The organism is Ruegeria sp. CDSA141, from assembly GCF_059612005.1.
The window spans coordinates 150319-171737 of sequence record NZ_JBXWPT010000002.1; the positions used below are offsets into that span (position 1 = coordinate 150319).

The 21419-nt window shown below is 57.6% G+C and carries 19 protein-coding genes; 4 read left to right on the top strand and 15 right to left on the bottom strand.

Annotation, left to right across the window (positions count from 1 at the left end):
- Positions 1-13: 13 nt before the first annotated feature.
- The 3 genes from AC2FLP_RS04665 to AC2FLP_RS04675 all read right to left on the bottom strand — a co-directional run bounded on the left by AC2FLP_RS04665 (position 14) and on the right by AC2FLP_RS04675 (position 1620).
- Positions 14-583 (bottom strand): disulfide bond formation protein B, encoded by a 570-nt coding sequence (locus AC2FLP_RS04665; protein WP_299896366.1) that lies wholly within the window; start codon positions 581-583, stop codon positions 14-16.
- 10 nt (positions 584-593) lie between these two features.
- Entirely contained in the window at positions 594-749 is a 156-nt protein-coding gene (locus AC2FLP_RS04670; protein WP_162896778.1) for a DUF5993 family protein, read from the bottom strand.
- Positions 750-858: 109 nt separating this feature from the next.
- Positions 859-1620, bottom strand: a complete 762-nt coding sequence (locus AC2FLP_RS04675; protein WP_496681839.1) for a DeoR/GlpR family DNA-binding transcription regulator — start codon at positions 1618-1620, stop codon at positions 859-861.
- A gap of 180 nt (positions 1621-1800) precedes the next feature.
- Between AC2FLP_RS04675 and glpD the strand changes: the two genes are divergently transcribed.
- Entirely contained in the window at positions 1801-3384 is a 1584-nt protein-coding gene (gene glpD, locus AC2FLP_RS04680; protein WP_496682293.1) for a glycerol-3-phosphate dehydrogenase, read from the top strand.
- Positions 3385-3459: 75 nt separating this feature from the next.
- On the opposite strand, the gene AC2FLP_RS04685 is transcribed toward glpD, so the two are convergent.
- The 11 genes from AC2FLP_RS04685 to AC2FLP_RS04735 form a co-directional block, all read right to left on the bottom strand.
- Complete coding sequence (locus tag AC2FLP_RS04685; RefSeq protein ID WP_117869228.1) at positions 3460-6597, bottom strand: efflux RND transporter permease subunit; 3138 nt, start codon at positions 6595-6597, stop codon at positions 3460-3462.
- A gap of 3 nt (positions 6598-6600) precedes the next feature.
- Positions 6601-7701 carry an efflux RND transporter periplasmic adaptor subunit gene (locus tag AC2FLP_RS04690; RefSeq protein ID WP_496682296.1) on the bottom strand — a complete coding sequence of 367 codons (1101 nt, stop codon included), beginning with the start codon at positions 7699-7701 and terminating at the stop codon, positions 6601-6603.
- Between the two features lie 302 nt (positions 7702-8003).
- A complete protein-coding gene (gene metG / locus AC2FLP_RS04695; protein WP_496681841.1) occupies positions 8004-9749 on the bottom strand; it encodes a methionine--tRNA ligase in 1746 nt (581 codons plus the stop codon).
- 257 nt (positions 9750-10006) lie between these two features.
- Positions 10007-11236 (bottom strand): MFS transporter, encoded by a 1230-nt coding sequence (locus tag AC2FLP_RS04700; RefSeq protein ID WP_117869224.1) that lies wholly within the window; start codon positions 11234-11236, stop codon positions 10007-10009.
- Positions 11237-11316: 80 nt separating this feature from the next.
- Positions 11317-11913 carry a YceI family protein gene (locus tag AC2FLP_RS04705; protein WP_496681843.1) on the bottom strand — a complete coding sequence of 199 codons (597 nt, stop codon included), beginning with the start codon at positions 11911-11913 and terminating at the stop codon, positions 11317-11319.
- Positions 11910-13124, bottom strand: coding sequence for an MFS transporter (locus AC2FLP_RS04710; protein WP_299896379.1), 1215 nt, complete (start codon positions 13122-13124; stop codon positions 11910-11912). The genes AC2FLP_RS04705 and AC2FLP_RS04710 overlap by 4 nt, the downstream gene beginning before the upstream one ends.
- 62 nt (positions 13125-13186) lie before the next feature.
- Positions 13187-13807, bottom strand: coding sequence for an ImuA family protein (locus AC2FLP_RS04715; RefSeq protein ID WP_299896382.1), 621 nt, complete (start codon positions 13805-13807; stop codon positions 13187-13189).
- A gap of 48 nt (positions 13808-13855) precedes the next feature.
- Entirely contained in the window at positions 13856-14437 is a 582-nt protein-coding gene (locus tag AC2FLP_RS04720) for a retropepsin-like aspartic protease family protein (protein WP_117869220.1), read from the bottom strand.
- Between the two features lie 42 nt (positions 14438-14479).
- Positions 14480-15097, bottom strand: a complete 618-nt coding sequence (locus tag AC2FLP_RS04725) for a MarC family protein (RefSeq protein WP_117869219.1) — start codon at positions 15095-15097, stop codon at positions 14480-14482.
- Positions 15098-15099: 2 nt separating this feature from the next.
- Complete coding sequence (locus AC2FLP_RS04730; RefSeq protein ID WP_299896389.1) at positions 15100-15498, bottom strand: ACT domain-containing protein; 399 nt, start codon at positions 15496-15498, stop codon at positions 15100-15102.
- Entirely contained in the window at positions 15495-17345 is a 1851-nt protein-coding gene (locus AC2FLP_RS04735; protein ID WP_299896392.1) for an ABC-F family ATP-binding cassette domain-containing protein, read from the bottom strand. The genes AC2FLP_RS04730 and AC2FLP_RS04735 overlap by 4 nt, the downstream gene beginning before the upstream one ends.
- A gap of 106 nt (positions 17346-17451) precedes the next feature.
- Between AC2FLP_RS04735 and AC2FLP_RS04740 the strand changes: the two genes are divergently transcribed.
- Together AC2FLP_RS04740 and ndk are read left to right on the top strand one after the other, a co-directional pair.
- Positions 17452-18654, top strand: a complete 1203-nt coding sequence (locus tag AC2FLP_RS04740; RefSeq protein WP_496682298.1) for a multidrug effflux MFS transporter — start codon at positions 17452-17454, stop codon at positions 18652-18654.
- A 114-nt stretch (positions 18655-18768) separates the two neighbouring features.
- Positions 18769-19191: a nucleoside-diphosphate kinase gene (gene ndk, locus AC2FLP_RS04745; protein ID WP_039530342.1), complete on the top strand. Its 423-nt coding sequence runs from the start codon at positions 18769-18771 to the stop codon at positions 19189-19191.
- A gap of 54 nt (positions 19192-19245) precedes the next feature.
- On the opposite strand, the gene AC2FLP_RS04750 is transcribed toward ndk, so the two are convergent.
- Positions 19246-19593, bottom strand: coding sequence for a TfoX/Sxy family protein (locus AC2FLP_RS04750; RefSeq protein WP_299896399.1), 348 nt, complete (start codon positions 19591-19593; stop codon positions 19246-19248).
- A gap of 303 nt (positions 19594-19896) precedes the next feature.
- Here AC2FLP_RS04750 and AC2FLP_RS04755 point away from each other — a divergent pair, with 303 nt between their 5' ends.
- On the top strand, positions 19897-21417 hold the full coding sequence (locus AC2FLP_RS04755) for a CHAD domain-containing protein (protein WP_299896402.1): 1521 nt from the start codon (positions 19897-19899) through the stop codon (positions 21415-21417).
- The last annotated feature ends 2 nt before the right edge of the window (positions 21418-21419 follow it).

Genomic DNA, 21419 nt, shown 5'->3' on the forward strand with positions numbered 1-21419 from the left:
GGTTACGTTATCTTCAGTTTCCGGCGTCCAATTCGTCAATCACCTTGTAGCTTGTCGGCGGGTCGGCGCAGATACCCGGTCCGCATTCCAACAAGGCCGATCCGGCATTCAGCACTGCCAGCGCCAGCATGACGAAAAATGCGATTTTGGCCAGAGTATTTCCGCCGAACTTTGGTTCCTGACTTGAAGGGTCCGCGTATTGGCGATCAAACAACAGCATGATCGATGTGCCCAGCAAAACAAGGAAAAAGGCGATTCCGGCCCAAGTATAATAGTGCAGCCCCAGAATAGGAGAACCGTAGTGCCCGGTTCCGGGCACGATATGCAGAAGAATTTGCCGGATCGAGACACTGCCTCCATATAAGGCCGCAATCAGCATGATGGCGTAATGTTGCGGTCGCGCGCCGTAGAGCAGGTTCAAACCAATTCCTACGCCGACGGCGACAAGTCCGACGCGCTGCAGCAGGCAAAGCGGGCAGGGCAGTTCGTAAAGGACGACTTGATAGAAAAATGCCAACGCCAGAACCAGACAGACGGCCAGCATTCCTATCGCGTTGAGGGTGCGGGACAGTTCAGGTGTCATGGCAAGCCCCTCAGAGTTGAATTGTCAGCTGGGTGGTGGCGTGGAATTTCAGCCAATACACACACAGGGCCAACGTGGCGAAAAACAGCACGTTGCCAGCCTTTGTCAGATTGAAATAGTTAAGCGCCATCGTGGCGGTAAGTAATGCAAATAAAAGCGCAATCATGGCCCGGTTCTCCCCTCCCGTGCACAATTCCTTGTACAATGGATAGTGTCAGGCCAGGTCCCGTCTGGCAAGCCGCGCGACCCGCCTGAGCGTTGAAAAGTGCTATTGCTTAACCGCAGATAACAACGTTTGTTTGCCATTCGCGACAGCGCTGCGGCAGGGTGCCGGGCAGGGGCGCATCGGTATAGACCGCGTCAAGTTCGGCCATCGAAGCTATGCGTGCCGGGGCCGAGCGTTGGAACTTTGAGTGATCGGCCACCAGAAAAGTACGGCGGGCCTGATCGATAATGGTCTGGCTGACCTGAACTTCCTGAAAGTCGAAGTCCAAAAGATCTCCGTCTGTATCCAGTGCTGAGCACCCGATGATGGCGAGATCGAATTTGAAGTGCCGGATGGTCGACACGGTCAGGGTGCCGATCAGACCGCCATCTGTTCGACGCAGGACGCCACCGGCCATGACGATTTCACAGTCGGAGTTTTCAATCAGGATGTTTGCAACGTTCATATTGTTCGTCACCACCATCAGGTTTTTGTGGTTCAGCAATTGTCTTGCCACGGCCTCGGTCGAAGTTCCGATGTTCATGAAAACCGACGCACCGTCTGGGATTTCGGCCGCGCAGGCCTGCGCGATGCGGGTCTTGGCGTCAGCGTTCAAGGCACGGCGGTCTTCGTATCCGATATTTGAGACGCCTGATCGCAGAACCGCACCGCCATGAACCCGGTCCAGTTTGCCCGCATCTGCAAGCTCTGTCAGGTCGCGTCGGATTGTCTGGACGGTGACACCAAAGCGTTCGGCCAGGCCGTCGACCGTAACGCGTCCTTCGGCGCTGGCGATTTCCAAGATGTCGGATTGGCGAAAAGACAGGGACATGAGCGGTTCCGGCGCAGAAGATACGTTTTCGTTTTTGTTCTTTTTGTTGGTTTTGGCAAGACAACTTGCTTGCAATACATACCAGTGTTGCAAAAAGAAAGAAAACGAACATAAACATTGACGAAGCGAAGGGTGTTCTGGCTAATGCCCGTAACCGTGTTTCGCAGGGAATCAATGGATATGCAGTCGACGGACACCCAGATTACAGACCTTTTCGTCATTGGCGGCGGGATCAACGGTTGCGGCATCGCACGGGATGCTGCCGGACGGGGTCTTTCAGTAACATTGGCCGAGATGAACGATCTGGCTTCGGCGACATCGTCAGCCTCGACCAAGCTGTTTCATGGCGGGTTGCGGTATCTGGAGTATTTCGAGATCCGTCTGGTGCGCGAAGCCCTGATCGAACGCGAAACCTTGCTGCGCGCGATGCCGCATATCAGCTGGCCGATGCGCTTTGTGCTGCCGTACCACAAGGACATGCGGTTCGATTCGGAAACGCCGACCTCTCGGCTGCTCAGCACGGTCATGCCGTGGATGCGGGGGCGGCGTCCGGCCTGGCTGATCCGGTTGGGTCTGTTCATGTATGACAATCTGGGCGGGCGCAAAATCTTGCCGGGTACGACGTCGTTGAACCTGCGCTCGGCACCAGAGGGCGCCCCTCTGCAGGACAAGTTTGAAACAGCTTATGAATACTCTGACTGCTGGATCGAAGACTCGCGACTGGTGGTCCTGAATGCGCGTGACGCCGAGGCACGCGGCGCGCAGATCATGGTCCGAACCGAAGTGACCTCGGCCGAGAGGGTTGGTGATCTTTGGGAAGTGTCCATTCGGGATCGGGACAGCGGTGAAACCCAAGTGGTTCGGGCCAGAATGCTGATCAATGCAGGCGGACCCTGGGTGGGTGACATCATTCAAACCAAGATCCGTGTGAACTCTCGCGAGGGCGTGCGGCTTGTGCGGGGCAGTCATATCGTGACGCCCAGGCTTTACGATCACGACAAATGCTACTTTTTCCAGGGCGAAGATGGCCGCATCATTTTCGCCATTCCGTACGAGCAGGATTTTACCCTGATCGGAACAACGGATCAGGACCATCCGGACCCGGCCACGAAACCGGTCTGCACCGAGGCCGAGCAGGATTACCTGTGCGCCTTCGCGTCCAAATACTTCAAACGTGCCGTGACCCGCGACGATGTCGTTTGGACCTATTCCGGGGTACGGCCTCTTTATGATGACGGAGCAAGCAGTGCCACTGCTGCGACACGGGATTACACGTTGAAAGTCGATGCTCAGGGCGGGGCACCTGTTTTGAATGTGTTTGGCGGCAAGATCACAACCTATCGCAGGCTTGCAGAAAGCGCGCTCGAAAAGGTTGGTGAGTTTTTCCCGAACCTGCCCGGCCCCTGGACCGCTGGTGTCGCACTTCCGGGGGGTGATTTTCCGGTGGATGCTGTCGAAACCCTGAAAGGCGATCTTTTGACGGTCTTTCCCTTTTTGACCGAAAGCTGGGCTGCCCGCTTGATCAGAGCTTACGGGACAGAAGCACGGGACGTTTTGGGAGATGCGAAACAGGTATCCGATCTGGGAGAGGACTTTGGCGCAACCCTGACCGCGCGAGAGGTCGCGTGGCTGATGGACAAGGAATATGCCCGCACAGCCGAAGATGTGGTTTGGCGCCGCAACAAATTGGGCTTGCGGCTGACGCCCGAGCAGATTGCGCGGATCGATCAATGGATGTCCGCACGGTCTAAGGATGAAAGCTAGCTTTAAAACACCTGAAACCTATCAGCGGAATTGCAAAAAAGCCCCACCAGTTCTGGTGGGGCTTTTTTTGTGTAGTCAGGCGGCTTCTTCAGAAGGGTCGGGCTCCTTCTTGCTGCCCTTCAACCATTCTCGCAAGCCCTGCATCAGCGCGTAGAGCACGGGCACCACGATCACACCAACCAGCGTCGCGGCCAGCATCCCGCCGAACACCGCGACACCAATCGCTTTCTGGCTGGCGGCGCCGGCTCCGTTGGCGGCCAGCAGTGGTACAACACCGAGGAGGAAGGACAAGGCAGTCATCATCACGGCGCGGAAACGCTGATGCGCAGCCTCTGCGGCGGCCTCTTTAATGGACAACCCCTTGGCGCGTTGCTCCATGGCGAACTCGACGATAAGAATACCGTTCTTCGAGGCCAGCCCCACAAGCATGATCATACCGATCTGCGTATAGAGGTTGATGTCACTGCCCACGATCGCCACCGCCGCCACGGCACCAAACAGGGCCACAACAACGGAAAGCAGGATTGAAACAGGTAAGGTCCAGCTTTCGTACTGACCCACCAGGAACAAGTAACCGAACAGGATGGCAAGCCCGAGGATGATGATCACCAGACTGCCCGAGGCCAGCTGTTGCTGTGCTGTCCCTGTCCATTCGAACGAATAGCCCGGGGGCAGGGCGGTTGCGGATTCCTCCGTCATCACGTTGATTGCGTCGCCGCTGGACAAGCCGGGTGCCGGTACCGCCGTCACCGTGGCAGACCGGAACAGGTTGTGGCGCTTCAGCAGAACCGGACCCAACACGTTTTCCACGTCAATCAGTGTCCCTAACGGCACCATGTCGCCGTTTTGAGAACGGACATAGAGGTTCGCGATATCCTCGACATTGTCCCGATAGGTGCCATCAGCCTGAATCATCACGCGGTAGACGCGGCCGAACAGGTTGAAGTCATTGACATAGTACGACCCCAGTTGTGCCTGCATGGTCTGAAAAATCTCGGCGACCGAGACATTCAGCGTTTTGGCCTTTTCGCGGTCCAGATCAACGAACAGCTGCGGGACGTTGGCGCGGAAGGTTGTATAGGCCTGCCCGATCTCGGGTCTCTGATTGGCCGAATACACGAACGAACCCACGGCCGAGGCCAGATCCTGCGGTGTGCCACCACCGGTTTGCTGAACCTCCATTTCTACGCCCGCGGACATGCCAAGACCCTGAATAGGTGGTGGATTGAAGGCCAGGATCGAAGCCGCTGATTCACCATTCGCAATCGCCAGTACCTTGGCCAGAATGGCATCAGCGCTCAGATCGTCTTCTTGCCGCTCGCTCCAATTGTCGAGATTGACGAAAATCGCAGCGCCATTGGTGATCGTGCCGTTCAGCATCGAAAAGCCGTTGACAAGAACCGTGCTCGCAACGCCCGGGATTTCGCTTATCTGTTCGTCCAGACGTGCGGTGACCGCCTCTGTCCGTTCCAGAGTGGCAGCATCCGGCAACTGAACATCGACGAACAAGTACCCGTTGTCCTCAAGCGGGATAAACCCGGCAGAGGTATTCGACATGATTGTCCCCGTACCAAAACCAAGACCGACCACGATGGCCAGCGCGATGGCGGGGAAAATCAGCAGTTTGCGTACTATGGCGACATAGCCGTTGCGAACGGTGCCGATGAAACTCTCGAAGACCGCCAGCAGCCCTTTGGGAGGGCCAGATCTGGCACGTAGCACCAAGCCACACAGGGCGGGCGAAAGGGTCAGCGCGTTGATGGATGAGATAACGACAGCGGTCGAGATCGTGACCGCAAATTGGGAATACAACCGCCCCGAGATGCCGGGCATGAACGTCACCGGCACGAACACCGCCAGAAGAACCAAAGTGGTCGCGATGACCGGTCCAGTTATCTGGCCCATGGCTTTTCGGGTCGCTTCAGCCGGAGGCAACCCTTCATCCGCAATGATGCGCTCCACGTTTTCAACAACGACAATGGCGTCGTCCACCACAATACCAATGGCAAGCACCAAGGCGAACAACGAGATGGTGTTCAGGGACATCCCAAACGCCAGCAGGAAGGCAAAAGTGCCGATCAGGGACACTGGAATTGCCACCGCCGGAATGATCGTTGCGCGCCAACTTCCCAGGAAGACGAACACAACCGAAATAACGAGAATGAAGGTCAGGATCAGAGTCGAGACCACGTCGTTCAAAGAGGCCTCGACAAAGTCGGTCGTGTTGAAGGGTACATCATACTCGACATCCGTCGGGAACGCGCGGGACAGCCGTTCCAATTCGGCCTGCACACGTTCCGATACCGCCAAAGCGTTTGCACCGGGGGCCTGATAGATGCCGATAACCGTGGCAGGAACCGACTGAAAATAGCCCGAAGCCGCATAATATTCTGCGCCAAGCTCAACCCGAGCGATGTCCTTGACGCGGACGATGGCGCCGGCTTCGCCGGTCCGGATAACAATGTCACCGAATTCTTCTGCGGATGTCAGACGGCCTTTGGATTTGATCGTGTATTGAAACGTCTGCCCTTCGGGTACAGGTGGTGCACCGATGGAACCGGCAGACACTTCGATATTCTGTTCCCGGATTGCATTGATGACATCCCCCGGAGTGATGGACAGCGCCGCCATCTTGTCCGGGTCCATCCAGATCCGCATGGCGTATTCGAGGTTGGTCAGAACATCAGCCTTACCAACGCCCTGCACACGCGCCAGCGCATCGCGCAGATTGATCGAGGCATAGTTCGACAGGAACACACTGTCATAGGTCCCATCGGGTGAGGTCAGAGTGACCAGCATCAGCATGTTGGTCGAAGATTTCTGTGTCACGACGCCGGACGAAGTGACCTCGGCTGGCAATGACGACATGGCCTGCGCAACCCGGTTTTGAACGTTGACCGATGCGATGTCAGGATCGGTGCCCACCTCAAAGGTCACATCCAGCGAGTAGGACCCGTTGTCCGACGATCTGGACGTCATATAGATCATGTCGTCCACACCGTTGACCTGCGCCTCAATCGGCGCGGCAACGGTGTTTTCAACGGTTTCGGCGTTTGCACCGGTATATGTGGTTGAGACGTTGACCACCGGTGGCGTGATGTCCGGAAACTGCGCGACCGGCAGAACCAGGTACCCGATGCCGCCCATGATGGTCAGCACCAGTGAGATGACAAGCGCCAGCTTGGGGCGGCTTATGAACAGGGCTGAGAACATCTGTTACTCTCCCGGCTGTTCAGAGGCCACGACCGCATCAACAGCCACACCGGGGCGGACCCGCTGCAAGCCCTCGACAATGACGCTTTCACCTTCACGCAGTCCGTCCAGCACGATAATCGCAGTACCAAAAGTGTCACCTGTTGTGATGTAGCGTTGTTCGACCATTTGCTTGTCATTAACCACCAGGACAAAATCGCCCCGCTGATCGCGCTGCAAGGCGGCTTGTGGCACCAGAACCTGCAAGGTCGGCTCCAGCGCTTCGATCTGCACATTCACGAAAGCGCCGTCTAGGATCAGCCGGTCCGTATTGTCGAATTGGGCCCGCATTGTGATTGCGCCGGTCAATGGGTCGATACGGTTATCAACGAATACAATTCTGCCGACTTCATCCATCTCTGTGCCATTGGGCAGGGTGACGTGCACGTTTGGGCTTTGCGGACTATCCGCAAGAGAGGCTGAGTTTACGCCAACGGTCTGCAAAACCGAGGTAAAGAGCTTTTCGTTCAACGAGAAATTCACGTAGATTGGCGTCTCGCTGACGATATTGACCAGTGGAGGGTTGTTTGGACCAACAACATCGCCAACGCTTGTGGTGATCCTGCCGATACGGCCATCAAATGGTGCGTGGATCTGCGTGTAGCTCAGGTCGAGCTCGGCCTGCCGGATCGCAGCTTTGGCTGCTTTCACCTCTGCCTCTGCGACCAGTTCATTGGCGCGCGCGATGTCGCGTTCCGATTCCGGCGTCGCGTCACGTTTGTAAAGCTCTTCTTTACGCGCCAGATCAACCTTTGCCAGCTCAAGATTAGCTTCCGCCCGGTTCAGATCGGCTTTTCGGGCCTCAAGCGTGGCCTCGTAAAGGTCGGGTTCGATGGTGAACAGCAGATCGCCTTCATTTACCGTCGCTCCATCTTCGACCTCTCGGCTGTTGAGAAACCCGTTCACGCGCGCCACGATATCGACTTTGTTGATTGCCTCGGCGCGCCCGATGAACGTGGCCTCGTCAGTGATTTCCTCGGTATAGGCTGCGGCTATGGAAACCTTCGGTGGTGCCCCTTCTTCCTGCGCGGTCGCAGGATGCGCCAAACCCAAGGACAACAGCATGAATACGGCGGCCAAATGCCTGCTGGTCTTGTTGGGCGAAATGAATGCTGGGGACATGGCGAAAGCCTCGTTCGATGCAGAAACAAAAGATACCGACCCGGTCGTCAGGGCGACCCGAGTCGGAGGAACTTGATCTCAGGATGACTTTTTTGTGCCGATATCTCAAGCGTGATGAATCTTGAGTCGATCGGGGCCGATGTCAAAAATTTCAGCACTTATGCTGGCTTAGGTCCCGGCGTGGTCATCGGGCCCGAGCGAGAAGGGGGTCGGAATGGCCCCCCTGGTTCTAGGTATCGGATGGTTCAGTCGCGGGTCCCAGCGAATTTCTCCTGCCATTCTTCACGCTGTTCATCCGCTATCTTGGCGAACAGAACGTCGGGCACGGTGAAGTCGTGTCCGGAGGGCAGGGCGTTCAAGGCGACGGCGACATCATCCGGCCAGCTGGTATCCAACGTGTTCATCGCGCTCAGCATACGGGCCGAGGTGTCGGGGATGAACGGCGCGCTGAGAACGGCGTAAAGGCGGATCAGGTTCAGGCCAAGACGTACCTGCGCAGCAGCCCGCTCGGGGTCTTCCTTGAACGTGGACCACGGAGCTGCAGCCTGCAGATATTCATTTCCGGCAACCCAGATTGCCCGTAGCTCCTGCGCGGATTTGCGAACCTCCATCGCCCCCATGTGGCCCTCATAGGCGCGGACGCGTTTGGTGAGTTCTTCGATCAGAGCTTGCTCGCGGGCGTCAAACTCACCGCCTTCGGGCACGGTCTCACCAAATTTCGAACGGCAGAATTTGGTAATCCGGCTGACAAAGTTGCCCAGAACGTCGGCGAGGTCCTTGTTCACCGATTGCTGGAAGTTCTCCCACGTGAACTCACTGTCGCTGCTTTCCGGCGCATGGCTCAGCAGCCACCAGCGCCAATAATCGGCAGGCAGAATGTCCAGTGCCTGATCCATGAACACGCCACGGCCCTGGCTGGTCGAAAACTGGCCGCCGTCATAATTCAGGTAGTTGAACGACTTGATAAAATCCACCAGCTTCCAGCGTTCGGGTGATCCGGTCTCTTCATTATGCGTGTTGGTGCCGAGGATGGTGGCCGGGAACGACAACGTATGGAACGGCACGTTGTCCTTTCCCATGAACTGGACATAGCGCACGTCGTCCGCGCCCTTGTCGGTGCGCCACCAGCGTTCCCAATCCGCGTCTGTCCTGCCGTTGGCGTCAGCCCATTCCTTGGCACAGGCGATGTATTCAATGGGGGCGTCGAACCAGACGTAAAAGACCTTGCCCTCCATCCCCGGCCAATCCTGATCGCCTTTTTTGACCGGCACACCCCAGTCCAGATCGCGGGTGATGCCACGGTCTTGCAAGCCGTCGCCGTCATGCAGCCACTTTTTGGCAATTGACGTGGTCAGGACCGGCCAGTCTGTCTTGCTGTCGATCCACGCATCCAGCTTATCCTTCATCGCGGATTGGCGCAGATACAGGTGCTTGGTTTCACGTATTTCCAGGTCGGTCGACCCGGAAATGGCCGAGCGCGGCTCGATCAGGTCCGTCGGATCCAACTGCTTGGTGCAGTTCTCGCACTGGTCGCCGCGCGCGCGGTCATAGCCGCAATTGGGGCAGGTGCCTTCAATATACCGATCGGGCAAAAAGCGGCCATCAGCGTTGGAATAAACCTGTTTTTCGCTGACTTCGCGGATGAGGCCCGCGTCATCCAACTTACCCGCAAAATGCTGGGTCAGCCGCTTGTTCTGTTCGCTGGACGAGCGTCCAAAGTGATCGAAGCTGAGCCCAAACCGATTGGCGATATCGGCCTGAATCGCATACATGTCGGCGCAGTACTCGGCCACCGGTTTACCCGCCTTGGCCGCTGCCAGCTCGGCTGGTGTGCCGTGTTCATCCGTGGCGCACAGGAACATGACCTCGTTCCCCCGGCCACGCTGGTAACGTGCATACAAGTCGGCAGGCAATTGCGAGCCGATCAGATTGCCGAGGTGTTTGATCCCGTTGATATAGGGGATCGCCGAGGTGATGAGAATCCGAGCCATGATCCGTTTCCGCGTAACTGTCTGCGCGCCCGTCTACATGATGTGATCGTCCAGCAAAAGCCCGACATTGACCTGCAAGTCAATTTGGACGCCGAATGGTCCGAAAACCGCGCTGCCCCGGCGATCTGGTTCGCGTTCCCGGAACTGTATAATCGCAACGCGTTGCATCTGAGCTGTTCGGACCCGTCCTTGTTTCATGCAAGGTCGACCGAAAAAACCGGGGCAATCACGAAAGGCATACAAAAACCAGCGGGTGTCTAGTTTTTCAAGTTTTCCCGCGACCGTTTGAGAAGGCGACCAATCGTGAATGAGGTACGCGGGGCATAAACATAGTTCGTACGCTCCTCGGGGGTGGGGCGGGACCGCATCCGCGCCAGACCAAATACGATCAGGAAGACATGCCCGAACGCGACGAAGGCAAAAAGGGCCCCAGGACCAAATTTCTGGATCAAAGTCGAGGTAATATAGGGCGATGCAATTGCCCCCAAGGCAAACCAGAACATCAGGGCCGCAGACAGCTCCACCCGTTCCTCGGATGTGGCGAAGTCATTTGCGTGGGCAGAAGAAACCGAGAAGATCGGGAAGGTTGTCAGGCCAAAGAATACCGCTGCCGACATGACCCCGATCGTTCCGGTGCCGCTTGCCGCCATAGTGACGCCACAACTTAGCACCGCTGCAGCTGACAACCAGATCAGCACCCAGCGCCTGTCATATTTGTCAGCCAGCCAGCCGACGGGGTATTGTGCAAGCGCACCACCCATTACGAACGAGGCCAGGAAGAATGCGATCTGATCGACGGCAAGGCCGACTTCTTGCCCGTAAACCGGACCTACCATACGGAACGAGGCCGAGCTGACCGCGGCCACGATCACACCCGCCACGGCCAGCGGTGAGCTGCGCCATGCCAGCCCGGGTTTAAGGCGAGGCGCATCAGGTGTTTTGGGCTGGCTTGCTTTGGTCAGAGTCAACGGCAGCAGCGACGCACAGCACAAGATCGCAAGCAGGTTGTATGAGACATATGACGCCGGGGGCAGAACGGCGATAATTAACTGGGCGCACAGGGATGCGCCCATATCCGCGATCCGGTACGTACCCATCGCACGCCCTCGGGTTTCATTGGTGACCTTTGCGTTCAGCCAGGCCTCGATCACCGTGTACGCGCCTGCCACGCAGGTGCCAGAGGCCACACGCAGGGCCGCCCAGATGTATGGGTTTTCAGTCAGCGTATGCCCGATCAAGCCCATTGCACCCAGCGCAGTGCAAACGGCAAATGCACGCGAATGACCAACATTTCCCATCAGACGTGGTGCCCACCAGCAGCCGATGAAAAACCCCAGAAAGTGCGAAGATCCCAATAGGCCGATCTGTTCTGTCGTGAAATTCAGCGTGATGCCTGATATGGCATCGAGAGGTCCGACGCCTCCTGTCGAAAGCTGTAGCAGAATGACCGAAAGAAACAGGGCGGCAAATGAAATGATCGTGCGCATGGTGGTCTCAGATTGGCAGTGTCGCCGCACAATGCGCGCATCAATTCGACTTTAGCGAGTCGTTTTTTGCCAATTGATGATCAGGTCGCGCGGATAATCTCTGCGTGGATGTCCAGGCCGACAGTGTCATGAACCAGGTCAGGATAGCCCGAAGCTCCGAAGTCGTGCCGGTTCAGAGCGCCCTTCAGGCCAATGGTCAGACGGTTCAGATTGTTCTCTGCACTTCCCGCCTGCCGGTACAGATTGGCCTCCAGCGTGATCGGGCGGATCACGCCGCGGACCGTCAGATCACCCGTGATCCGAGCGCCATCTGATATTCGTCCTTCCGTGCCCAACCGTATGTCCGTTGAAACAAACCGGATCGTTGGGTGCTGTTTCGCGTCCAATACGCTGGGGCTGAGCATGGGCATTCGGGCAAAGGGCAGCCGCGTTCTGGCCTTGCTGACGTCCAGTGTCACTGTGACCTGACTGTTCTGCAGGCGACGTGAGTCAATCTGAACTTCGGCGGTCCGGATCGGCATTGTCCCTGACTGAGTCACCCCCGCAAGATCAAAAGTGAACCCGACCCTGGTGCCTTCATCCGACAAGATGTAAGGCCGCAAAGCAGCGTGTGCCGCCTGGGTCAGGGGCAGGGTTGCCAGGCCGGCAAGCAGGCTGCGACGGGTCAGAAGGGTCATGCCATGACCCGTTCTCGTCCGGGGCGGGATCTCCTGAGCAGCATCAGAACGATTGCAATGTTCAGGCCATTCCAAAGAATGCCATTCACGAACGCCAGTTGGTAGTTTCCGGTGAGGTCGTATATCCACCCTGACATCCAGCCGCCGAGTGCCATGCCAAGAATGGTCATCATCATGACGAACCCGACCCGCGCGCCAGCTTCTTGCGGCGGCATGTATTCGCGGACAATCAACGCATAGCTGGGCACGATGCCACCCTGTGCCAGGCCAAAGAGCAGGCTGATGGCGTAAAGTGACACCATTCCGTCGTACGGCAGGAACAGGAACAGGGCGATGCATTGCAGGAGAGAACCGATCAAAAGCGTCATGACGCCGCCCAACCGGTCAGCCAACAGACCCGAGATGATGCGGCTGACAACGCCACCCAATAACATCAGCGACAGCATTTCGGCCCCGACTGCGGGCCCATATCCCAGTCCGACGCAATACGAGACGATATGAACCTGCGGCATCGACATGGCGACGCAACAACCGATCCCGGCCAGGCCCAGAATATATTGCAGCGCGCGTGGTGATACGCCGACACTTCGTGCATTGATTTGGGCGGATGCTGCGGCGGTGCTGTGTGCCTCGACCGGCACCCTGCGGCGTAGCAGCAGCGACAGGGGAATGACGACGACAAGCGTCAGAACGGCGAGCGTCAGATAGACCTGTTGCCATCCGTCCCGAGCCAGAATTCCGGACAGCATGGTGGGCCAGATGGCGCCGGACAGGTAATTCCCGCTGGCCACCAGTGCGACGGCAATACCGCGCCGCTTCACGAACCAATGCGAGATATCGGCGATCAGCGGACCAAACCCAATTGACGTGCCCAGCCCAAGCAGAAGATGCGCCGCGGATAGCAACATTATATTCGGCGCCAGCGTTGCCAGCACATAGCTCAGAGCACTCAAGACGGCTGCTCCGATCAGGGCGCTGGTGACACCCAGCCGGTCCACCAACTGCCCCAACCACATATTACCCAAGGCAAAACCGATCATCGCCAGCGTATACGGCATCGAGGCTTCGGCGCGACCGGCCCCGAATTCGGCTTCAACCGCGGGCATGACCACGATCACCGCCCACATGCCCACATTCGCCACTGTTGCAATGGCGAGCGTGATCAGAAGGCGAAGCCAGGAATAGCGACTGTCATGGATCGGATGGCTCATGCGGTGACGCTAGGGCGCGGCCCGGGGTTTGACCAGTCACTTCTTGCGTGATCCGCGTGGCTTTACGCCGGTGCATCTTCGGTTTCGATCCGTTTCAGATGCAAACCGGCACGGGCGGCGGTCATGGTGGCCTGCCATGTGACCGGGGGCAGGGCACGGGCGCGGCGGCGGGTCAGGGTCCAGAGCCTCGCATCGTCCCGATGGGTGGCAGCCATGTGCCAGCGCGTCTCAACCCCTTGCGCGCCACCATCTCCGGGTGTCAGCAGCAAACCAAGCGGAGCCCGCCCCATCGTACCCCCTTGTTCGGCGGCCAGATGCATCCGGCGTATCGGTGTCAGCCCCGGCGCGCCGGGCAGGTCGCCGACGATCAGCGGAATGGCCCCGCTGCGCAGCGCCTCCTCCAGACACCACAGCAGATCCTCGGCACGGGTGGGCTGAACAAAGATGAACCGGGCCGGATCGGTAAAGGCCATCATCCCATCGGGGTTTAGCTGGCCAGGTTCCCACGCGGGGGAAATCCACAAGACCGGCCCCTGTGTCTGACTGGCCAGCCACATGGCAAAGCTGCGCCGGGCGGGGCCGCACGCCTCGTGCACACGGCCCAGTTGCAGGGTGATCTGCGGATGGAGGTTTACCCTCGGTGCCTGACGCGCAGGTTTGTGGCCAAGAAGCTGAGTAGACATGCCGGAACATTAGCATGTTCCTTTTTTGTTCTCAAGCGATCAGAGCCGCTAACGAGACAAGATCAGCTTGCCATCTACGAACTGAATGCTTGAGAAACGATGCAGGTATTCCATCCCCAAAAGCGATTTATCCAGCTCGCCCTCATTGACCCAGGCCGATACGTTCTGATCGGTAATTGGCCCTACGGTCAGGGTCTCAAGCCGCACCGGCGCGGTGCGCACCTCTCCGTTGGCGGTCAAGGCACGTCCGAAATAGTTCAACTGATCAGGATCGATACCAACGCGCGCAGCGTCCTGAGCGCTGAGCACGATCTGGCTGGCGCCGGTGTCGACAAGAAAGCTGATCGGCTCATCATTCACCAAAACCGGCAAATAGTAGTGACCGTCATAGGCACGGGGCACCTCGATCGTTTGACCGGTAACGGTCATCTGCGGGGCAGGCCCAACCGAAGACCGGATGTCTTCCCACAATCCAACAACGGCAATGACACCAACAAAAATGAACACCCAAGCCATCACCTGCTGCAATGTTTTGTTCAGGGACTGGCGGTTTTGCGAAACGAACCAGAACGCGATCGCCAGCCCGAGCACGACCAGATAGACCAGTTGTCCGATATCGATGCTGTCCACAGGGTTCACCCCACTCAAGTTACGCGCATTGTATATGGGGATTTAAGACGCAAATCCAAAGGCCTTGAGGCCATCAAGAATGAATTGAACAGACAGGGCCGCAAGCAACATACCCAGTAGTCGCGTCAATACGTTCAACCCGGTTTTGCCCAAAACCCGTGCGACAGCGCCGGATGTCAGATACATCACGAAGACCATCGCCAGAACAACGAGCATGACGCCGATGACAACGGCAAGGCCCTGAATGCCGGGTTGCTGGCCCGCAAGCAGAATCATCGTTGCAATCGAGCCGGGGCCTGCAATCAGTGGAATGCCCAGGGGAAAAACGGACGGGTCTGGATGTTCCTCTTCCTCGGCGCTGCTTTCGCGTCGCTTGGTGCGGCGTTCAAACAGCATATCCAGCGCGGTTAGGAACAGCAGGACGCCTCCTGCGACGCGGAACGCCTCCATCGAAATGCCAACAAACCCCAGAAGGGCTTCGCCAAAGGCAGCAAACAGGGCCAGGATAAAGCCTGCTGTCAGGCAGGCCCGAACCGCGATGGAGCGGCGCGTATGCCAGTCCATGCCCTGTGTCAGAGCCACGAAGATCGGAGTTTGCGCGGGCGGGTCAAGGACCACGAAAAGCGTTGTGAACGCGGTAATCAGGAATGCGCTGTCCATTGCTATTTGCTGCTCCGTTGCAGGTCTTGCAGGTCTTGCAGGATATTCAGGGCATCTTGCGAACAACCTGACGGGACATAGACATGATCGTGGTGATACCCAGCGACCATGTTCGCTGGGATGCCCGCCTGAGCCAGCGCGCTGGAAACGGCCGCGGTCAGACCAACACCTTCCAGCGAGGAATGGACCTGCAAGGTAATGCAACGCATCGCGACGGCATCTTGCGGTGCCGCAGCGATCGGGACGACAAGAGACAGCCCTTCGGCCTCGACACAGCTGGCCCGCGTGCCCTCAGGCCAGGGTTTGTTCTCAGGCCACACGACAAAGGCAAATTCACCGGGCTGCAAGTCGGGATGCATACCGGAAATCATAGCTCCGGTGTCTTTGACGGGTGTTTTCATGCTGTTTCTGCCTGTTCAAGTCGTTCGGCGGCGGCGACCCATAGAGCCTCGGCTTTTTGCATGGCCTCGGTGACTTCGGTGAACTTGCGGTTCCAGGTTTCCAGATCGTTGATCTTATCGTCCTCGTACAACGCCGGGTCGGACAGTTTGGCGGAAAGCCTGTCATGCATATCGGTCAGCTTTTCGATCCGGTCTTCGCATTTGCGCAGATCGGCGCGCAGAGCCAACAACGCCTCGCGTGTGGGGCGTTTTGATTTGACAGTCTGGGACTTTTCCCTGACGGGTCTGTCGCGCGCCAGCAGCAGGGACCGATAGGCTTCAAGATCGCCGTCAAAGGGTTTGACCGTACCATCCGAAACCAGCCAGAGGCGATCCGCGACAAGGCTCAGCAGATGCATGTCGTGGCTGACCAGAACCACCGCGCCGGAATAAGCAGTCAGCGCCTCGACCAGCGCCTCGCGGCTTTCGATATCAAGGTGGTTGGTCGGCTCATCAAGGATCAGCATATGGGGCGCGTCGATCGTGGCGAGCAGCAGTGAAAGGCGCGCTTTCTGTCCACCCGACAGACGCCCGACCTTGGTTTCCGCCTGATCCGCGTTCAACCCGAAACCGGCCAGTCGCGAACGCCACTTGCCGGGCGCCTCGTCAGGGCGCAGGCGGCGCAGGTGGTCCAGCGGTGTTTCGTCCACATAGAGCTCATCCACCTGATGCTGCGCAAAATAGCCGATGCGCAGCTTGTTGCTGCGGGTCATCCTGCCTGCCATCAGGGGCAGCCGGTCCGAGAGCAGCTTGGACAGGGTCGATTTCCCCTGACCGTTCTTGCCCAACAGCGCAATGCGGTCGTCTTGGTCGATGCGCAGGTTCAGACGCCGCAGCACCTCTGTCTCGCCATAACCTGTGACGCCGCCCTCAATCTGGATAATCGGTGGCGACAGTTCCTCGGGTTCCGGAAAGCTGAACGCACGGAGTGCTGCTTCTTGTGGGGTCGAGACCAGTTGGATGCGTTCGATCATCTTCAGGCGCGACTGGGCCTGAACAGCTTTCGATGCCTTATAGCGGAACCGATCCACAAAGCTTTGCAAATGTGCGATGCGGGCTTTGGCCTTGACGTTTTCCGATTCCGCCTGTGCCAGACGTTCCGCACGGCGTTCCGCAAACTTGTCGTATGGCACCGCGTAATAGGTCAGCTTGCGGTCTTCCAGATGCAGGATCGACCCCACGGCGCGGTTCAGAAGACCTCGGTCGTGGCTGATGATGATCACCGTGTGAGGATACTTGGCCAGATAGCTCTCGAGCCACAGCGCGCCTTCGAGGTCCAGATAGTTTGTCGGTTCGTCCAGCAGCAGCAGATCTGGTTGAGAAAACAGCACCGCCGCCAGCGCAACGCGCATCCGCCACCCGCCCGAGAAATCCGAGCACGGGCGTAGTTGGTCTTCGTCATCAAACCCCAGCCCCTTGAGGATCGAAGCCGCGCGGGCCTCGGCGGACCAGGCGTCGATATCGGCCAGACGGGTCTGAATTTCGGCGATACGTGTCGGGTCTTCGGCGCTTTCGGCCTCGGCCATCAATGCACCGCGTTCGGTATCGGCGGCCAGAACCGTGTTGATCAGCGAGACATCAGAGGAGGGCACCTCTTGCGCCACACCGCCAATCCGAGCGCGTTTCGGGACTGAGATATTACCGGATTCCAGAGCCAACTCCCCCCGGATCAGGCGGAACAGCGTGGTCTTTCCGGTTCCGTTCCGACCGACAAGGCCAACCTTGTGACCATCGGGAATCGTTGCGGTTGCGCCATCAAACAATGGACGACCTTCAACGGCATAGGTGATGTCTTCGATCCGTAACATGGAGCGCTCTTAGCAGAGCTGTGATGCCGCCGCCAGCGGCTTGGCATGTTCAATCTGCAAGCAATGTGTTAGCGCTGTGTCGTTTGCTTTTCTGAACGGTTTTCACATGCGCGCGGCCCGGACGCCTCCACACTTGGTCACTCTGATCTTTGCCACAGCATTGTCGGTTTTGTCGCTGAATATGTTCCTGCCTTCTCTGGCCCATATGAGCGAAGACTTCGGGGTGGATTATGGCCTCATGAATCTGTCGGTCGCGGGGTATTTAGCGGTCTCGGCCGTGCTGCAACTGATCATGGGGCCTTTGTCGGATCGTTTCGGTCGCAGGCCGATCCTCTTGATCTGTATGTCCATCTTCGTCATCGCCTCAATCGGATGCTCTCTGGCCGGGTCCATCTGGACCTTTCTCGGCTTCCGTCTTTTGCAGGCCGCGGTGGTGGCTGGGTCGGTTCTGTCCAGCGCATCGATCAGAGATCGGTATCCGCCGAACGAGGCTGCAAGCAAACTCGGTTATGTCGCGATGGCCATGGCTTTGGCGCCAATGCTTGGCCCGATGCTGGGTGGGACGCTGGATATGCTGTTCGGCTGGCGTTCGGGATTTGTGCTCTACACAGTGCTAGGGGCAGGGCTGTTGGGGCTGCTGTGGTTCGATATGGGCGAGACGAACATGAACCGCTCTTCGACTTTCGCGGCCCAGTTGCGGGAATACCCGCATCTTTTCCGCGCCCGCCGGTTCTGGGGGTATGCCCTGTGCGCGGCGTTTTCCATCGGCGGGTTCTACAGCTTTATCACCGGTGCTCCGCTGGTTGCGGCCGCGTGGTTCGACCTGAGCCCCGCATTGCTGGGTCTTGGAATTGGCATTATCACGGGTGGGTTCATGGTCGGGAACTTCGTAACCGGCCGGATCGCGGCGCACACACGTCTGACCACGATGATCTTGATCGGCCGGGTTGTGGCTTCGACCGGGCCTTTCTGCGGACTGCTGCTGTTTCTGGCTGATCTGGGGTCGGTCTGGGTGTTCTTCGGCTCGGCCATCTGTGTCGGGTTCGGCAACGGGCTGACCAATGCAAACGCCTCGGCGGGCGTCATGTCCGTTCGCCCCAAGCTGGCAGGAAGTGCGGCGGGGTTGTCGGGGGCGATGGTTGTAGCGCTGGGTGCGATCCTGACTTCGATGACCGGCGCATTTGTCAGCCCCAAAAACGGGCCGTTTCTGGTTCTGGGCATGATGTGGGCAAGCAGCTTTGCAGGCCTGCTTGCAGTGCTTTACGTTCGGCGTCTGGACAGGAAGGACCCTTTACCGGACACATTCTGAACCTCAAAGCGGCAGGCAGACCATCATAACACTTTTCATGAGCGATAGACCGTGATACGCGGCGCGCGATGGATTTCGGCGCGGACCCGCGCCAGATTGTAAGGAGAGGCCGACATGGCACTGGAACGCACATTTTCGATCATCAAACCCGACGCAACCCGCCGCAACCTGACTGGCAAGATCAACGCCAAGTTCGAAGACGCCGGTCTGCGCATCGTTGCGCAAAAGCGCATCCACATGACCAAGGAACAAGCCGGCAAGTTCTACGAAGTTCACGCCGAGCGTCCGTTCTATGATGAATTGTGCGAGTTCATGTCGTCGGCTCCGGTTGTTGTTCAGGTTCTGGAAGGCGAAGGTGCCATTGCAAAGAACCGCGAAGTCATGGGCGCAACTAACCCGGCAGACGCAGCACCCGGCACCATCCGTGCCGAGTTCGCTGAATCGGTTGGTGAAAACTCGGTTCATGGTTCGGATGCACCGGAAACTGCGGCTGTTGAGATCGCGTATTTCTTCTCGGGTATCGAACTGGTCGGTTAAGCCGGTTTTCTGCCGAAAGATCGGGCCGCTCTGCAAGGGGGCGGCCTTTTTTGTTCAGACTTGCTTTAAGTCTTTGGGAGCGACGCGAACGCCGATTGCGTCCAGGTCCGCAACCATCTGGTTCTCCGGCGCCGCGCTGTTACCGGCCTTGATCGCGTCGAAACGCTGTCGCAGCTCTTTCTTCTCTTCACCCTTGCAATCATTCCAGGGGCGTCCCTGAAGCCCCATCACCAAAACATAGTAGCCGATGAAATGTGCTTTGGTACCAGCCCGCAGAAGCCGGGCATAGGCTTCATCCGGCCCCAGTTCCCGCAACTCGTCAGCCGAGTGGATGCCGGCGCGCGCGCAGGCCTGCTCAAAGGCCGGACCAAGGTTGCGGATCGAGGAGACGGGATCACTCATAAGTCTCTCTTACTTATGCCTTCGGGGGCTGTCACCCATGTTTGTAAATTGCCAAAACATAATGGCTTGCTGTCGTCTCGAGTTTCAGCTCTCATGAAGTCATGCTGTCTCGGAGGGCCGAGTTTCAGAAGCAGGAAATACCGAAAGTGGCCCGGTCAGGGGCAAGACAAGCTCCTTGCAAAAATTGGAGGTGAAAACCCTGTACTTATTGAAGGATCAGAACCATCGAAGAGGAACCAGCGTGCAGAAGATCGTTGAGACAAATGTCAATGAATACCTGAAAGCGCCCCGGATCGGCGGATCATGACCGAACCTTCAGATGTTCAAGGCTTTCTGTCCAAACCGATTGACGAGGCGCTTCTTGAAAGGCTCATTCCCGGGTTTACGATCAGGATCGACCCAACAGGAGTTGCGAAACCTTTCGTGCAGCTGGATTGCCACGATCAATCGTTGCGGAAATCAGGTCGTGTTCTGGTTGAGGTCGGGGAAATACTGTGGCTTTTCCAGAATGGCCGTGCGCCACTGTCTCAACGCTGCAAGGGGCAGGGGCGGTTTGTTCAAGACCTGCCGCATGGCCACGTTAAAGCAGCTTTGAAAGGGTTTCCGAAACTGCGCGCGCTGATGCAGATCGGAGCCGGGGAGATTCAGACGAATTCCCTCGCCATGTTGGATGAGTTGGACAAAACGCTAATCAAGGGAAAGGTTTGGTGCCTGTCCTCGACAACCGGTCAGGCGACGATTGTTCAGCTTCAGCGACTGCGTGGGTATGAGAGAGCGTATCAAAAGGTAAACACCGCGATGTCTGCCATGTCAGGGGTCGGGTCGGGTGTCGAAGCGTTTTACGCCGGGCTTTTCCCGGACATGGTTCCCTATCGGGCCAAGCCCGAGATCGAGTTGGGAAAAGCTGAACCATCCATTCAGGTCGCTGCGGATATTATTCAAAACTATCTGAAAGTTGCCCGGCAAAACGAAGAAGGAATTATCGCCGATATCGACACGGAATTTCTACATGATTACCGAGTGTCTCTGCGGAAGGTCCGATCTGTGATCAGCCTGTTCAAAGGCGTTTTTTCCGACGCGCAGACCGTGCATTTGAAGCAGGTCTTTTCCGACCTCATGACCCCAACCGGCCGTATGCGTGATCTGGATGTCTACCTTCTGGAAAAAGATAAATACTTCAGTTTCTTACCGTCCATACTTCATGATGGCTTGCAAGAAATGTTCGACCTTTTCGAGACGGAACGCGCGCGGGAACTGTCACGCTTGTCCCGCCGGTTGCGCAGCGAAGAATACAACGCCTGTCTGACCAATCTGACAGCATTGTTCAACGGAATAGATCGTTTAGAACCCGGATCAAACGCAAAGCGCGGGGCACACGAATATGCATGCGCATTGATTTGGAAACGGTATCGCAAGGTATGCAAGGTCGCTCGTGGCATCACCGACGACACTCCGGATGACACGGTGCATGACCTTCGCATTGATTGTAAAAAACTGCGCTACCTGATGGAATTCTTTGGCCCTCTCTTTGATGCAAAGAACTTCAAGGAGATCATCAAACCATTGAAAAAGCTGCAGGACAATCTGGGTCTGTTTAACGATTACTCCGTTCAGCAAGAGTCTTTGCTGGCCTTTGTCGCGCAGCACAGCAACGCGCAGGGCCGCGTGGATGCGCGGATTGGTCTGGCTGTGGGTGGATTGATCGCGGTTCTGGATCAACGCCAGAAGGCCGAGCGGAGCCGCGTGCTTTCCAGCTTTGAGAAATTCGACGGGCCGGAAACCCGGCACTTGTTCCGGACCTTGTTTCACCGGAAAGAGGAGTGAGG